Below are 15,080 nucleotides of genomic sequence, written 5' to 3'. Positions count from 1 at the left end.
GGACCTTAGGGTCACGGTCCGGGCCGAGGACGGGCCGGGTGTTCCCTGGCGCGACCCGCAGCGCGGGCTCAGCCGCGCAGCGCGGAGGCGAAGATTCTGGGCAGCGCCGACCAGCGGGGGCCGGCGGCGAAGTCGGCGAGCAGACGTCCGGTGCTCGCGGCGGTCCGGTTGTCGACGAACCACGGGGGCTTCGGGGACAAGGAGAACTCCCCGTGCAGGAGGGAGCGGGGAGCCGGCCGGAACGGTCCGCGCACGACGGTCCGTTCGGGGCCGTCGAGCAGGAGCGCGTTGTGCACGACCCCGATCCCGCTCTGCACGTCGTACACCGAGTGCCCGGGGAAGGCGCCCCACGAGGCGTTCGCCGTCAGGTAGCCGACGCCGGTCCAGGCGTTCACCGCGACCGTGCCGTACCGCAGCTCGGCGATCGCCGCATCCAGCGCGGGACCGAGGCCGGCGAGGGTGCGCGGGTGAGCGATGAGGTTCACGCCGAGCGTGCCGGCGAACCTCTCGTTGGCCGCACGCACGGCGGTGTCGAGGAACTCCCGCGCGTCACCCGGCAGTTCGACGACGCCGAGCACGGGTGCGAAGGACTCGGTGGTCAAGAGCGGTCCCGGATCGCGCGGGTCGACACCCTCGACCAGGACGCGTTCGTTGAGAACCCGGGCGTTCGGACAGGCGTCGAGGACCTGCTTCACCCGGTCGTCGCTGCCCGGGTAGTAGGCGGGCCGGGCCGGGGCGTGGGCCAGGGCCGCACGCAGGTGGGTGAGGAAGCGTTCCTTCTGGGGCCAGTCGGAGCCGATGACCACGAGCTGGGCCGCCACGCAGTTGTATCCGCCGTTGTGGAGCCGCTGAGTGGCCACGTGCATGGCCTGGAAGCGCAGGTCCGCCTCGGACCAGGCGCCGGGGAGCACGAGGGTCGGCGAGACGCCTCCCAGTTCGCTCGTGACGGGCTTCGTCAGCAGCGGCGTCCCGTTCCTCCTGCGGCGGGCGGCCTCGGCGCCGGTACCGAAGACGATCGTGTCGTGCGTGGCCGCGCTGCCGGTCATGTGCACGTGCCCGACGGCCGGGTGGTGGACCAGCAGGGTCCCGACATCCGCACCGCCGGTCAGGATCCGCACCGCTCCCACGTCGATCAGCGGGGCCAGCACCGCGCTGAACACGTCGAACAGGCCGTCGATGAGCGGGTTGAGCTTGAGGGCGACCACGCGGTTGTGGGCATACAGCTCGTACAGCACGTCCAGCACCGGGATGGAGGTGATGTTGCCGGCGCCGAGGACCACGCCCACCCCCGCCGTGCGCTCGGGCCGGCGCAGGGAGAGCCCGGCCTGCTCGCGCACCCGCCGGGCAGTCACCCCCGGTGGCATCCACACCTCGGCGCCGAACCCACTCAGCAGCAGCCGGTCGTGGACCCCGTGCGGCAGCACCCGCACCGCGACGCGTCCGCCCGGCGCCCGCGCGAGGGGGAAACCCTCGACCGGACTGCGCCCCGCAGCCAGCGCCCGCACGCTCGCCGCGAGCGCGGTCGTACCCGTCAGCACGGGGTACGGGCCGGAGATCCACTCCTCGCCGAGCAAGGGGCTTCGGTCGGGCAGGCGCTTGTACGCTGCCGCCGCGCGCACCCATGCCTCGCCCTGTGCGGCGGTGGCGGCACGCACCTGCTCCAGCAGCCGCCCGCGTCGCGGAAGGTCGCACGCCGCCCAGGCGGCTTCGCCCCGCACGAGTTCGGCGAGGGCTTGATCGACCTGCGCCTCCTGACTCGCGGACGGCGCCGACGTGGTCATCGCACGGCCTCCTTGACGAGGTCGGCGGCCTTCTCCGCGACCATGACCGTGGGGGCGTTGCTGTTGCCCCGGGGGACCGAGGGGAACACCGAAGCGTCGACGACGCGCAACCCCTCCACTCCCAGGACTCGCAGATCCGGATCGACCACGGGCCCGATGGCGCAGGTCGAGGTCGGGTGGAACAGCGTCATCCCGGACCGCTGCGCCCAGGCGAGCACGTCGGGCCCGGAGTCCGACTCGGGAACGTCGAACTGTCCGGTGATCATGTCGGCCAGCGGGGCCTGCGCGGTGATGTCCAGGGCGATCCGGATCCCCTCGACCATGCAGTCGCGGTCCTCGGCCGTCGTCAGGTAGTTGTGCAGGATCCGTGGTGCGGCGTCCGGCCGCGGCGAGCGCAGCGTCACCTGGCCGCGGCTGGTCGGAGCGAGCACGCAGGGGCCGACCGCGAACCCGTGCTCGGCGACGGGGCCGAGCCCTTCCTGGTGGAACAGCACCGGGGCCATGTGGAGTTGTCCGTCAGGCAGCGCGACGTCCTCACGGCTGCGGAAGAACCCGCCCGCCTCGCCGATGTTGGAAGTCAGAGGTCCGCGGCCCGCGCTGTGGAGGAGGGCTGCGTTCTCCGGTGCCGCCGCGGTCAGCAACGACTCGACGTGTGTCCGGAAGTTCAGCAGCGCCATGTAGTGGTCCTGCAGTCCCCGGCCGACGGGGAGGTCCGCCACCACGTCGATGCCGAAGCGTGCCAGCGCGGCGGCCGGTCCGATACCGGACAGCATCAGCAGTTTCGGCGACTCGTAGACGCCTGCGGAGAGGATCACCTCCCGCTCGGCGCGGACCAGCTCGACGGCGCCGGCGCGCTCCACCTCGACCGCGGTGGCCCGGCCGTGCTCGACCCGCACCCGATGAGCCCGGGTCGTCGGCAGCACCGTGAGGTTCTCCCGATGCAGCGCGGGGTGGAGGTAGGCCACGGCCGTGCTGCAGCGCATCCCCTCACGCTGGGTCAACTGATACGTGCCGACACCCAGTTGGGACTCACCGTTGAAGTCTTCGTTGCGCTTGTGCCCGACCCGCACCGCGGCTTCGACGAAGGCGGCGGCCAACGGATGACGGGACCGGCCCTCGCTCACGCGAAGGGGCCCTCCCACTCCGTGGTAGGCGTCTTCCCCGCGCTCGTTGTCCTCGGAACGCCGGAAGTACGGCAGTACCTCGTCGTAGGACCAGCCGGTGGCACCGGCCGCGGCCCAGCCGTCGTAGTCGGCAGGATTGCCGCGTATGTAGATCATCGCGTTCATCGAGCTGGACCCGCCGAAGACCCTGCCCCGGGGCAGGTAGGCGCGGCGGCCGCCGAGTCCCGGCTCGGGTTCGGTGTCGAGATCCCAGTCGACCTCGCTCTTGAACAGCGTGCCGAAGGCGGCGGGAACATGGATCTCCTGGGCGGTGTCCGGGCCGCCCGCCTCGATCAGTGCCACACGGACGTCCGGGTTCTCGGAGAGCCGCGCCGCCAGCACGCACCCTGCCGACCCGGCTCCGACGATGACGTAGTCATAGGTGTTCATCCGCTCTCCTTCAGTCCGCCCCGGCCGTGCGACCGCCGCATTCGAGGAACGGCGGTGCCCCCTCGGCCGTTTGCGATTTCATCCCTCCACGGCTGTTCCGGCCATGGGCAGGAGACCGGAAAAAGCCCTCTTCCTTTGTGCCCACGCACACGCGACGGGATCTAGAATCGGCGCGTGACAGCAGAGTGGGGATTCGGCGAGCGTGTCGCGTCACTGGTCGGCCGATTGCTGGTCGATGTGGATTCGCTCGCGGACGAGCTGACCGGTGAGATCGTGGACAGCGAGAACTCCTACGCCGAGGGCGCGGTGCTGGACCGGGAGCGGCTGCACACGGTGGTCCGGGACAATCTCCAGACTCTGCTCACGGCGCTGAAGGGCGGACCCAGCACGCTCGACGCCCCGCGTGCGGCCGGTCGGCTGAAGGCCGAGCAGGGCATCCCGCTGGCCGCGCTGCTGCACGCCTACCGGATGGCCGGACGGTTCATCTGGGACCGACTGCTCGTGCTGACCTCGGAAGAGGAGTGCGCGAGCGAGTTGCTGCCCAAGGTGTCCGACCTCTGGATGGCGATCGACGAGTACTCGAGTGCGGCCGCGGAGGCGTACAGGACCGCGGTGGAGATCAGAGCCCGACGCGACACCGGCGCGCGGCGGGTGATGCTGGCAACGCTGCTCGACGGCCGGGCCGGAACGAGCGCCGGCGCATGGGACATCGCACGGGTCCTCAAACTCGACCGCAAGGGACCTTTCCTCGTGGTGTGCGCCGAGACCCAGGACAGCGAGGACTCGCTGCTTCCCGTGCGGGACGGGCTCCGGGCCGTCGGCATCGGCTCCGAGTGGATCGCGCAGATCGGCGCCCTGGTGGGGCTGATGGCGCTCCCCCACGCGCGGATGGTGGAGACCGCCATCGACCAGCTCACGCGCCCCGCGCGCTGCCGACTGGGTGTCAGCCGCCCCTTCAGCGCCCCCATCAACGCCCCGACGGCGTGGCGCGAGGCGCAACTGGCGGTCCAGTGCCTGCCGCTCGATGCCAACGGGGCTCATCTGTACGGCAGTTCGCCGGTCGCGATCCTCGCCGCGGCCTCGCCGGACACCGCGGCGGAGGTGGCCCAGACCGTTCTGGGTCCGCTGCGCGCGTTGCCCGAGACGGAGCAGACCACGCTACTGGAGACCCTGCACACCTGGTTCGCCAGCGGCGGTTCCACCGCGAGGGCGGCGGAGCGTCTGCACTGCCATCGCAACACAGTCCTGTACCGCCTCAACCGGATCGCAGAACTGACCGGGCGGCGCACCGCCGACGCCGAGTCCTCGGCGGAACTCTATGTCGCCCTCCAGGCCGTCCGCTTGGGGTCCGGTCTCCGCATCGCCTGAGGTGGCGCTCCCGGCGCCCGGGTCCCGGGCGTGCGGACGGTCATCAGCAGGATCAGGGCGTGCGAACGGTCAGCACCGGGATCCCGGGTGTGCGGACGGTCATCAGCGGGTCCCGGGCATGCAGACGGTCTCAGCGCCCCGGTGGCGCCGGCCGGGACCCGCAGTGCCCGCCCCTCCTCTTGCACGGCCGCCCGGTGCGCGTCGGGGGAACGAGCCCTGCCCGTACCGGCTCCGAGGAGCAGCAACCTCGTGACGGTGAGTGTTGCTGGTCGGTGGTCTGCGCAGTGTTCGTGGTGACGGTGCCATGGCGGCGGTGGGTGACAGGCCCGCGTTCGGCCAGGTCTGGTCCGGGCAGAGGTCCGAGGGTTAGCGTCCGCTCATGGATGATGTTTTCGACCCGTGGTCTGCGGAGTTCCTGGCCGATCCCTGCCCTGCCTATGCCGAGTTGCGCGACCGGGGCCGGGTGCACTGGTTCGAGCCGACGCGGCAGTGGTTGGTGCCCCACCATGCCGACGTGTCGGCGTTGCTGCGCGATCGACGTCTCGGGCGCTCGTACCGGCACCGTTTCACGCACGAGGAGTTCGGGCGGGCGGCGCCGCCCGCCGAGCACGAGCCGTTCCACGTGCTCAACGACCACGGGATGCTCGACCTGGAGCCGCCGGACCACACGCGGATCCGCCGCCTGGTCTCGAAGGCCTTCACCCCGCGGACGGTTTCCCAACTGGAGCCTTTCGTCCATGAATTGGCTTCCGAGCTGGTACGCGGGCTGGTGACGGAGGGGGGTGGTGATCTGCTCGCCGCTGTCGCGGAGCCTCTGCCGGTGGCCGTGATCGCGCACATGCTGGGCATTCCGGAGTCCGACCGGGCGTTGCTGCGGCCGTGGTCCGCGGACATCTGCGGCATGTACGAACTGAATCCGTCGCCGGAGACAGCACGGCGGGCAGTCCGCGCGTCGGTCGAGTTCTCCGCTTACCTGCGGGAGTTGATCGCCGTGCGGCGCGGCGATCCGGGTGGCGATCTGCTGTCCGGGCTGATCGCCGCGCACGAGGACGGCGAGCGGCTCAGTGAGCAGGAGGTGATCTCCACCTGCGTACTGCTGTTGAACGCCGGTCACGAAGCGACGGTGAACGCGACCACCAACGGCTGGTACGCGCTCTTTCGCCATCCGGGCCAACTGGCAGCGCTGCGGGCCGATCCGGAAGGGTTGCTGCCCACCGCGGTGGAGGAGCTGATGCGGTACGACACCCCGCTCCAGCTGTTCGAACGCTGGGTGCTCGACGACATCGAGATCGACGGGGTGACGATCGGGCGGGGCGCGGAGGTCGCGCTGCTCTTCGGCTCCGCCAACCACGATCCCGCGGTCTTCGCGCGGCCGGAGCGGCTGGACCTGAGCAGGTCGGAGAATCCTCACCTTTCCTTCAGCGCCGGCATCCACTACTGCATCGGCGCACCTCTGGCCCGTCTCGAACTGGCCTCGTCGATGCGTGCGTTGCTCGTGCAGGCACCGGGTCTGCGGCTGGCGCAGGAACCGGAGCGCAAACCCGATTTCGTCATGCGGGGACTGCGGGAGCTGAAGGTGGAGCTGTAGGGATCCGGCGTGCGGAGTTCCACCGGTTCAGGACGCCCGGGGGCCGGGCGTCCTGAACCGTGTCGGTTCGTACGTTCAAGCCTTGCACCAGTGGGAGCGCTCCCACTGTGAAGTGGTCCGCGTTGACGGGTCAAGGAGGGTGAAGAGTCGAAGATATTCGACAGTGAAAGTTCGCGACACGTCTGTTACTTGTCGCCGGTTGGCGCTACGGTCTGCCTCACCAGTGGGAGCGGTCCCCCTTCGCTAGGTGCTCTGTCAGGAGCACCTCAGTTGTCTGGAGTCGCTCATGCATCACCCCGTGCATTCCAGCGCCACCCCCACCGTCTCCTCCTCCCCGAAGCCGTTACGGCCTTCGCCCCTCGCCTCCCGCACCCGTACGGGCCTTGCGGCGGCCTGCGCTCTGTTCATGGCCGCAGGCATCACCGCTGCGGCGACCGGCTCCGCGGGCGCCGCGGCACCCGGCTGCACCGTCGACTACGCGGTGCAAGGTCAGTGGAACGGTGGCTTCGGCGCCAATGTGACCGTCACCAACACCGGTGATCCGGTGAGCAGTTGGACCCTGGAGTGGGTCTACGCCGGGAATCAGAGGGTCACGCAGGGCTGGAACGCGGCCCTCACGCAGACCGGTGCCGCGGTCACCGCGAAGAACGTGTCGTACAACGGAAGCCTGGGCACCGGCGGTTCGGCGTCGTTCGGCTTCAACGCCAGTGTCACCGGGGAGAACGCCGTACCCACCGCCTTCACACTCAACGGTGTGACGTGCAACGGCGGTACGGATCCCGGACCCGGACCTGACCCCACGGATCCGCCCGGTGACCGGGTCGACAACCCGTACGCCGGAGCCAAGGTGTACGTGAACCCGGAGTGGTCCGCCAAGGCGGCGGCCGAACCGGGGGGCGCGGCGGTTTCCCGGCAGCCGACCGCCGTCTGGCTGGACCGGACCGCCGCCATCGAGGGCAGCAGCACCTCCATGGGCCTGCGCGCCCACCTGGACGAGGCGCTGCGGCAGAAGGGCAGCGGAGAGCTCGCCGTCCAGCTGGTCATCTACAACCTGCCGGGCCGCGACTGCGCGGCGCTCGCCTCCAACGGCGAGCTGGGTCCCACCGAGATCGGCCGGTACAAGAGCGAGTACATCGACCCCATCGCCGCGATCCTCGCGGACCCCAAGTACGCCGGACTGCGGATCGTCACCACGGTGGAGATCGACTCCCTGCCCAACCTCGTCACCAACGTCACTCCGCGCCCCACGGCGACTCCCGCCTGTGACGTGATGAAGGCCAACGGCAACTACCAGAAGGGCGTCGGTTACGCCCTGAACAAACTGGGCGACGCCCCCAACGTCTACAACTACGTCGACGCCGGCCACCACGGCTGGCTGGGCTGGGACGACAACTTCTCCGCTTCCGCCGAGATGTTCAAGGAAGCTGCCACCACCGAGGGCGCGACCCTCGCCGACGTGCACGGTTTCATCGTCAACACCGCCAACTACAGCGCCTTGAAGGAGGATCACTTCACCATCGACGACAACGTCAACGGGACCTCCGTACGGCAGTCGAAGTGGGTGGACTGGAACCGCTACACCGACGAGCTGAGCTACGCCCAGGCCATGCGCGCCAAGCTCGTCTCGCTCGGCTTCGACTCCGGCCTCGGCATGCTCATCGACACCTCCCGCAACGGCTGGGGCGGTGCGGCGAGGCCGGCCGGACCCGGGCCGCGGACGAGTGTCGACGCGTTCGTGAACGGCGGGCGCTACGACCGCCGCATCCACCTCGGCAACTGGTGCAACCAGTCCGGGGCGGGTCTCGGTGAACGCCCGAGGACGGCGCCCGCCGCGGGCATCGACGCCTACGTCTGGGTCAAGCCGCCGGGCGAGTCCGACGGTTCGAGCAAGGCGATCCCGAACCCCGAGGGCAAGGGCTTCGACCGGATGTGCGACCCGACCTACACGGGCAACCCCCGCAACGGGAACAGCATGTCCGGCGCCCTGCCCGACGCGCCGATCTCCGGGCACTGGTTCTCCGCCCAGTTCCAGGAGCTGCTGAAGAACGCGCACCCGGCGCTCTGAGGACGAGCGGCACCCAGGTGCAGTACGGGCCGGAGGCCCCCGTCCCGGAGTGCTGCCGGGGCGGGGGCCTCTGCCGTCGGTCCGCCCCCGTCCGCGGGAACCCCGTGGACTGCCGTGCGGTCGGACCGGTGATATCGCCGATGTGCGCGGTGCGGCGGCGCCGCCACAGTGGCGACTGCCAGTGAAGAACGGCGGCCTCCCCCGGACACCCGGAGCCTCGGCGACGACGTGCTCCGATCCCCATCCGGTCGTGGGGCCGCCACGATGAGAGGACCCCCCTCGTGCAGCAGCTCCTCCTCGCCGACGGCACCTCCCCGCGCCGCCACCGCAGGACCCTGAGCCGTTCCCACACCCTCAAGGGCATGTGTGCCGCCGCCCTGGCCACCGCCGGCCTGGTGGCGGCGACGGTCCCCGGCGCGCAGGCCGCGGAAAATCCGTACGAGCGGGGCCCGGCCCCGACGCAGTCCAGCATCGAGGCGAGCCGCGGCTCCTTCGCCACCTCGCAGACGTCGGTGTCCTCGCTGAGCGTCAGCGGGTTCGGCGGCGGGACCATCTACTACCCGACGTCCACCACGGCGGGCACCTTCGGCGCGGTCGCCGTCTCACCGGGTTTCACCGCGACCCAGTCGTCCATCGCCTGGCTCGGTCCGCGCCTCGCCTCGCAGGGTTTCGTCGTCTTCACCATCGACACCAACACCACGTCCGACCAGCCCACCAGCCGCGGCCGTCAACTCCTCGCCGCGCTCGACTACCTGACCACCCGAAGCTCGGTGCGCGGCCGGGTCGACGCCTCCCGGCTGGGCGTGATGGGTCACTCCATGGGCGGCGGCGGCTCGCTGGAGGCCGCGAAGAGCCGTACGTCGCTCAAGGCGGCGATCCCGCTGACCGGGTGGAACACCGACAAGACGTGGCCCGAGCTGCGTACGCCCACGCTGATCGTCGGTGCGGACGGCGACTCGATCGCGCCGGTGTCCTCGCACTCGGAGCCCTTCTACCGTTCGCTGCCCGGTTCGCTGGACAAGGCGTACCTGGAGTTGCGCAACGCCTCGCACTTCACGCCGAACACGTCCAACACCACCATCGCCAAGTACAGCCTTTCGTGGCTGAAGCGGTTCATCGACAACGACACCCGCTACGAGCAGTTCCTGTGCCCGCTGCCGCAGCCGAGTCTGACGATCGCCGAGTACCGGGGCAACTGCCCGCACACCTCGTGACGCCCTGAAGGCCGGCCTCACCGGTCCCGGCTGTGCCGCTGCACAGCCGGGACCGGCGTGCGTTGGGACCGTGGCCCACACCCTGCCCGGCAGCCGGACGCGAGTCTTCCGCGGTTGTTTACGCGGAAGTAACGTGACCGTGTGATCTCTTCCACGACCGTGCGCCACCCACTGCGGCTGTACGGGCGCAGTGGCGAACTCGCCGTCCTGGACGGCCTGCTGGGGCGGCTGCGGGACGGCCACGGCGGCGCGCTCGTCGTGTCCGCCCCGCCGGGGCAGGGCCGCACGGCGCTCCTGGGTCGGGCCCTCGCCGACCACGCGGAGCTCCCGGGGGGCGCGGCCCTGCACGTCACCGCCGCACCCTCCGAGCGGCGGCTCCCGCACAGCGGACTGCACGCCCTGCTCTGTGCCGCGCCGAGGCCGCTTCCGGTGCCGGCCGACCGGGTGCTGCGCTCGGGCGTCCCGCCGGGCGCACTGCTCGAATTCCTGCGTGCACTCGGCTCCGAGCGGCCCCTGCTGGTGTGTGTCGACGACGCCCACCACTGGGACCGCGACTCGCGTGCGGCTCTGGGCTTCGCGGCCCGGCGGCTGGGAGCGGGCAGCCCGGTCGCCGTGCTGCTCAGCACCGTGGACGAGACGGACTTCGGCGGGCTGCCCGTCGTGCGCCCCGGCCCCCTCGACGACGGTGCGGCGTCCGCGCTGCTGGACCGGCTCACCGAGGCGGCGCACGGTGTGGATCCGGTGGTGCGGGGCGAGTTGCTGCGGGCGGCCGCGGGCAATCCGCTTCTGTTGGCCGGGCTCACCGCCCGTCTCTCCCCCGGCCAGTTGGCCGGACGCACCGCCCTCCCGCATCCGCTGCCGGGGGGCGAAGGCGTGCTGCGGGCCCATGCGGCGCTCCTGGACGGCCTGTCGCCGCACGTGTGGACGTTGCTCCTGCTGGCCGCGGCCGCCGCGGCGCACGAGCCGGACGGCGCGGGAGCGGACGTGGCGCTGGTGCTCGGGGCGGCGGCGCGTGCCGGGCTCGGCCCCGCACTGCCGGAGCGCGTCCTGCTCGACCCCGGGGCGAGCGCCGGGGCCCTCCAGCTCGCCGGGGACCGGGTGCACTTCCGTCATCCGCTGCTGCGCCGCGCGGTGCTGCACCGGGCCTCCCCGGCCCGGCGCCGGGCGGTGCACGAGCTGCTGGCCGCGCTGTTGCCGGGGCCCGGCACGGCGTCCCTGCCGCGGCTGGTCCAGCTGGCCTGCGCGGCCTCCGGCCACGACGCGGCGCTCGCCGGGCAGTTGGCGGCGGGCGCGGTCGCGCCGCGCCCGCACGCCGAGCGGTCTGCCGCGCTCGCCCGTGCCGCGGGCCTCACCGCCGACGACACACTGCGCGCCGCCCGCTTCGCCGAGGCCGCCGAGCAGTCCCGGCTCGCGGGCGACGCGGGCCGGGCCCGCGCCCTGCTGGCCCGCCCGGGGCCTCGCGCCGGGCAGGGCGGGGCACTGTGCGTACGCGGACTGCTCCTGCTGCGCGACGGTCCCGCCGCGGACGCCCGTGAGGCTCTGCTCGGTGCGGCCGCGCTGCTCGCCCCGTACGATCCGCGCCGCGCCCAAGAGGCTCTGCTCGGCGCGGCCGAGGCCGCCTGGGCCAGCGGGGACGTCCCTGCGTACCTGGAAGCGCTGCGGCGCATTCCGGCGTCCGCCGATGATCCGGCCGTCCTGCGGTACCGCTCCGGCATGTGTGCGGTCCTCACCGGTCGCACCGCCGAGGGGCATGCGCTGCTGCGTCGGAATCTGGCGGCGGCCGAGGACGCGGGGGACCCTGCGGAGCTGTTGCGCGCCGTCGTGTCGGCGCTGGTCCTCGGTGAGATCGACACGGCGTGCCGCACGGGTGCCAGGACGCTCGCCGCCGTGCGTGCCGCGGGCCCGGACGTGCTGCTGCCGAAGGTTCTGGAGCACCTGGCGCACGCGGAGCTGCGGGCCGGGCGGCACGCCAGAGCGCGGGCCCACGCGCAGGAGGGGCTGCAGGCGGCCCGTCGTACCGGGCAGCCCAACACCGCCACCCACCTGCACGCCGTGCTGGCGCTGGTCGCATCGGTGGAGGGGGACGGTGCGGCGTGCGCCGCGCACTTCGACGCGGCCCTGGAGGGGGCGGGTCCGCACGGTCTCCAGCAGGCGGCGACCCTCGCCACCTGGGCGGTCGCCAGGGCGGAGCTGGCCCGTGGCCGGCCCGCCGAGGCGGCTGCCCGGCTCGCCCCGCTGGTGCTGCCGGGGCCGCGGCGCGGTCATTTCGCGACCCGGATGCTGGCTGTGCCGTGCTACGTGGAGGCCACCGTGGTCGCCGGACGCGCGGGCGCCGGGCCCGACGGCGTGCCGAACGCGGCGGCGGACGGCGCGGCGGCTGCCGTCGCGGAGTTCGCCCTGTGGACCGGGCGCACCGCCGACCCGCAGGCCCCCGCCCTGCTGGCGCGCTGCCGTGCTCTGCTGGCGTCGCCGGAGGAGGCTGCCGCCCGCTACGAGGAGGCGCTGGTGCACCACGACCGTGCGGGCGGTGACTTCGAACGGGCGCGCACGCAGTTGCTGTACGGGCAGTGGCTGCGTCGGCGGCGTCGTACCCGGGAGGCCCGCGGCCCGCTGCGGGACGCGCTGGTCGGCTTCGAACGCTGCTCGGCGCGGAGCTGGGCGGAGCGTGCGGCCGGGGAGCTGCGGGCGGCGGGGGAAGCGGTCGACGCCCGGCCGGCCGCGGAGCGGTCGACGCTCGCCGGGCTGACCCCGCAGCAGCACCGCATCGCCCGCTACGTGGCCGAGGGCGCCACCAATCGCGAGGTGGCGGTCCGGCTGTCGCTGAGCCCGCGGACGGTGGACCACCACCTGCGCAATGTGTTCGCCGCGCTGGGGGTACGGTCGAGGACCGAACTCGCGAGGCTGCTCGGCAGTTGAGCTCTGTTCGTCGCAGTGTTCGTCGGAGGATCGCAGAGGGGGCTTGTCGTGCACGAGGCGGCGGAGTTTTTGGAGAACGGGGCCGAGCCGGCCGATCCCTGGGAGGGCGTGGACGGGGAGGCCCTGGCGCGTGCGGTCCGCGAACAGGCGGGGCGGCCGGTGCCCGGGATCGGGGACATGGCCGCGTATCTCACCGCCCAGGTGTCGGACGTCTCGCACCGCGAGGTGCTGGGGCCGTTGCGGGACGGACAGGGGGCGAGCGGCGTGGTCGTGCGGCGGGGCAGCGTCATCGCCTCGTGGGGTGACCCCGGGCGGGCGGAGATGGCGTACAGCGCGACGAAGAGCGTGTTGTCGCTGGTGGCGGGGGTCGCGTACGACGACGGGCTGTTGCGTCTGGACGAACCGGTGTCCGCCGCCGTGGACCTGCCGGAGCTCGCGGACGGGCACGGGCGGGAGATCACGTGGCGGCATCTGCTGGACCAGACGAGCCAGTGGGAGGGCGAGCTGTGGGGAAAGCCCGTCGGCGTCGACGCGCAGAGCCGCCGGGAGGGCACGGAGACGGTGGGCGGTCCGCCGGGTGAGGGGTGGGCGTACCACGACGTCCGGGTCAACCTCGCGGCCCTGGCGTTGACCGCGCTCGTGCGCCGTCCGCTGCCCGAGCTGCTGGGCGAGCGGATCATGGCTCCGATCGGGGCGTCCGACGACTGGTCCTGGCACGGCTACCGCGACTCGTTCGTCGATCTCGACGGTGTGCGGCTGCCGGTGGTGTCGGGCGGGGCGCACTGGGGTGGCGGGCTGTGGATCGGCGCGCTCGACCTGGCCAGGATCGGATGGCTGTGCCTGCGCGGCGGGTGCTGGGGCGACCGGCAGGTCGTCTCCGTCCGGTGGATCGAGGAGATGTGGACTCCGTGCCGGGTGAAGTCCGACTACGGGCTGTCCTGGTGGCTGAACGACCGGGGGACGGTGTGGCCGGCCGCGCCGGTGACCGGTCGCTGTGCGCGCGGCAACGGCGGAAGCCACCTGCTGTGGGTGGACCCGGCCCGCGACCTGGTGATCAGTTCCCATTGGGGTGCGGAGGTGGAGACCCTGCTGGCCGAGGTGTCGGAGGCGGTGAAGCCGGGCCCCCGCACGGCGTGACGCGTAGCCCCCCTGGCGGGCGGCGGCCGTGGGGAACGGCTCGGACGGTCCGCGGGCTGCGAAGGCGGTGGAACGGGCGGCACCCGTGGGCCGAACCGGCCCGGGACGGCGGGACGGTGTGGCTCTCCAGGGGGCTCACGGTGACTGCGGGCGGCCCCCGGGCGTTACGGCGGCCGAAGTGCGCGGGGCGCCAGGGAACCGTCAGGCGGCGAGGCGGAGCTTCTGGCGTACGACGACGGCATTGAGCCGGATGCGGAACGGGGCGACGTCGGTGAGTTGCAGCGCGTCCACGCCGGTCCGGTCCAGGTCCACGCTCACGTCGGCACAGAGGGCGATCGCGTACAGGTGGTCTCCGGTTTCCTCGCTCTGGAGGGCGAAGAACAGATCGCGGTAGTAGCTGGTGCGCTCGGGACTCTCCTCGTAGTACGAGAGTCCCGGCGCCCCCTCCTGGGCGGCGAGCCCGGTGAACGCGCCGACGAGTTCCCGCTCGACGGCGCCCCAGAAGGATGCCTCGGCGAACTCGCCGGGCAGTGCCTGGCGCACCGCCTCCTTGACGGAGAGCGCCATGACCGCGACCGGGGCGGTCTCCTGGAGTCCCCAACCCCGTACCAGTTTCACGAGGGAGCTGTCGGGGATCGCGGCGGCGGCCTCCCGTATGTGGCCGAAGTCGAAGTTGACGGTGGCCGGGGCGATCGCCTGCTGGAACACGCGGTCGACGGCGCTCGCCTGGTCGAGGTGCTCGGGGCTTACGTCCATGACGGTCTTGAAGGTTGCTGTCATTGCTGTGGTTCCTCCTGGGGCCCGGGGATCCGGGCCCGTGCTTCCGCTGGGCCTGATCGAACAGGATCCATGATCGGCCCTCCCCGCCCTCTCGACGCCCGGCGGGGACGTACGGGGAAAGCGGCGGCCGCCGACCGGGGTCTCCGTGTCGGCGGGCGCCGTCGTCACTCGGTGGCCGGGGTCAGCAGGTGACGATCTTGCCGTACGAGCCGAGCTTCCACTTCCACAGGAACCCCTCGCCGTTCTGGTACGTCCAGCACTTGAGATCGGGCCCGTTGTTGATGACCACCTTCAGATGCATGGTCTTGCCGCAGCGGTTGGTGACGACCACTTGCTTCTTCTGCTTGATGACATCGCGGGACACACATGCGGGAGCGGTGCCCTGGAGGCGCACGCTGGTGACGGTGGAGGCGGTGGAGGCGGTGGCGGTGGCGGTGGCGGCCGGGACCGTGAGGCTGCCACCGAGGGCAAGTGCCGCGACGGCTACGGCGAGGCGCTTGCTGGGGGTGTGGGGCATGGTGCGGAGTCCTTCACTCGTACGGATGCGCAAGGGAGCGGCTTCCGCCGGGGCGTCGTCCGCTCCGCAGACCAGGCTCCCCTCCCGGGGCCCGAAGCAGGCGCAAAGACACTCGAAGTGATGACCGGTCGGCCATGTCTCCTGCACCGTCCCGCGTGTCG

At 72.1% G+C, this 15,080-nt stretch carries 10 protein-coding genes; 6 read left to right on the top strand and 4 right to left on the bottom strand.

Translation table 11 applies throughout. The annotated features are described in order from the left end of the window. Window positions 1–68 precede the first annotated feature (68 nt). Window positions 69–1,781, bottom strand: a complete 1,713-nt coding sequence (locus tag ACQPZG_RS32320; protein WP_433549230.1) for an aldehyde dehydrogenase family protein — start codon at window positions 1,779–1,781, stop codon at window positions 69–71. Then, window positions 1,778–3,334, bottom strand: a complete 1,557-nt coding sequence (locus tag ACQPZG_RS32315; RefSeq protein ID WP_433549229.1) for a GMC family oxidoreductase — start codon at window positions 3,332–3,334, stop codon at window positions 1,778–1,780. The genes ACQPZG_RS32320 and ACQPZG_RS32315 overlap by 4 nt, the downstream gene beginning before the upstream one ends. Window positions 3,335–3,508: 174 nt before the next feature. On the opposite strand from ACQPZG_RS32315, the gene ACQPZG_RS32310 reads away from it, so the two are divergent. The 6 genes from ACQPZG_RS32310 to ACQPZG_RS32285 all read left to right on the top strand — a co-directional run bounded on the left by ACQPZG_RS32310 (window position 3,509) and on the right by ACQPZG_RS32285 (window position 13,622). Continuing rightward, window positions 3,509–4,702, top strand: a complete 1,194-nt coding sequence (locus ACQPZG_RS32310; RefSeq protein WP_433549228.1) for a PucR family transcriptional regulator — start codon at window positions 3,509–3,511, stop codon at window positions 4,700–4,702. Window positions 4,703–5,081: 379 nt separating this feature from the next. Beyond that, on the top strand, window positions 5,082–6,290 hold the full coding sequence (locus ACQPZG_RS32305; RefSeq protein ID WP_433549227.1) for a cytochrome P450: 1,209 nt from the start codon (window positions 5,082–5,084) through the stop codon (window positions 6,288–6,290). Between the two features lie 406 nt (window positions 6,291–6,696). Then, window positions 6,697–8,355, top strand: coding sequence for a glycoside hydrolase family 6 protein (locus ACQPZG_RS32300; protein WP_433549632.1), 1,659 nt, complete (start codon window positions 6,697–6,699; stop codon window positions 8,353–8,355). Window positions 8,356–8,636: 281 nt separating this feature from the next. Next, window positions 8,637–9,569, top strand: a complete 933-nt coding sequence (gene bdeA / locus ACQPZG_RS32295) for a bis(hydroxyethyl) terephthalate hydrolase (protein WP_433549226.1) — start codon at window positions 8,637–8,639, stop codon at window positions 9,567–9,569. Between the two features lie 141 nt (window positions 9,570–9,710). Continuing rightward, window positions 9,711–12,485: an AAA family ATPase gene (locus ACQPZG_RS32290; protein ID WP_433549225.1), complete on the top strand. Its 2,775-nt coding sequence runs from the start codon at window positions 9,711–9,713 to the stop codon at window positions 12,483–12,485. A gap of 48 nt (window positions 12,486–12,533) precedes the next feature. Beyond that, entirely contained in the window at window positions 12,534–13,622 is a 1,089-nt protein-coding gene (locus ACQPZG_RS32285; RefSeq protein WP_433549224.1) for a serine hydrolase domain-containing protein, read from the top strand. 201 nt (window positions 13,623–13,823) lie between these two features. Here ACQPZG_RS32285 and ACQPZG_RS32280 read toward each other — a convergent pair whose 3' ends face one another. Then, window positions 13,824–14,402 (bottom strand): Type-2Aa cytolytic delta-endotoxin, encoded by a 579-nt coding sequence (locus ACQPZG_RS32280; protein WP_433549223.1) that lies wholly within the window; start codon window positions 14,400–14,402, stop codon window positions 13,824–13,826. 181 nt (window positions 14,403–14,583) lie between these two features. Continuing rightward, on the bottom strand, window positions 14,584–14,919 hold the full coding sequence (locus ACQPZG_RS32275; protein ID WP_433549222.1) for a hypothetical protein: 336 nt from the start codon (window positions 14,917–14,919) through the stop codon (window positions 14,584–14,586). Window positions 14,920–15,080 lie beyond the last annotated feature (161 nt).

Source organism: Streptomyces sp. CA-294286, assembly GCF_050947155.1.
Lineage (GTDB): Bacteria > Actinomycetota > Actinomycetes > Streptomycetales > Streptomycetaceae > Streptomyces.
This window is presented reverse-complemented; position numbering and strand designations above follow the sequence as displayed.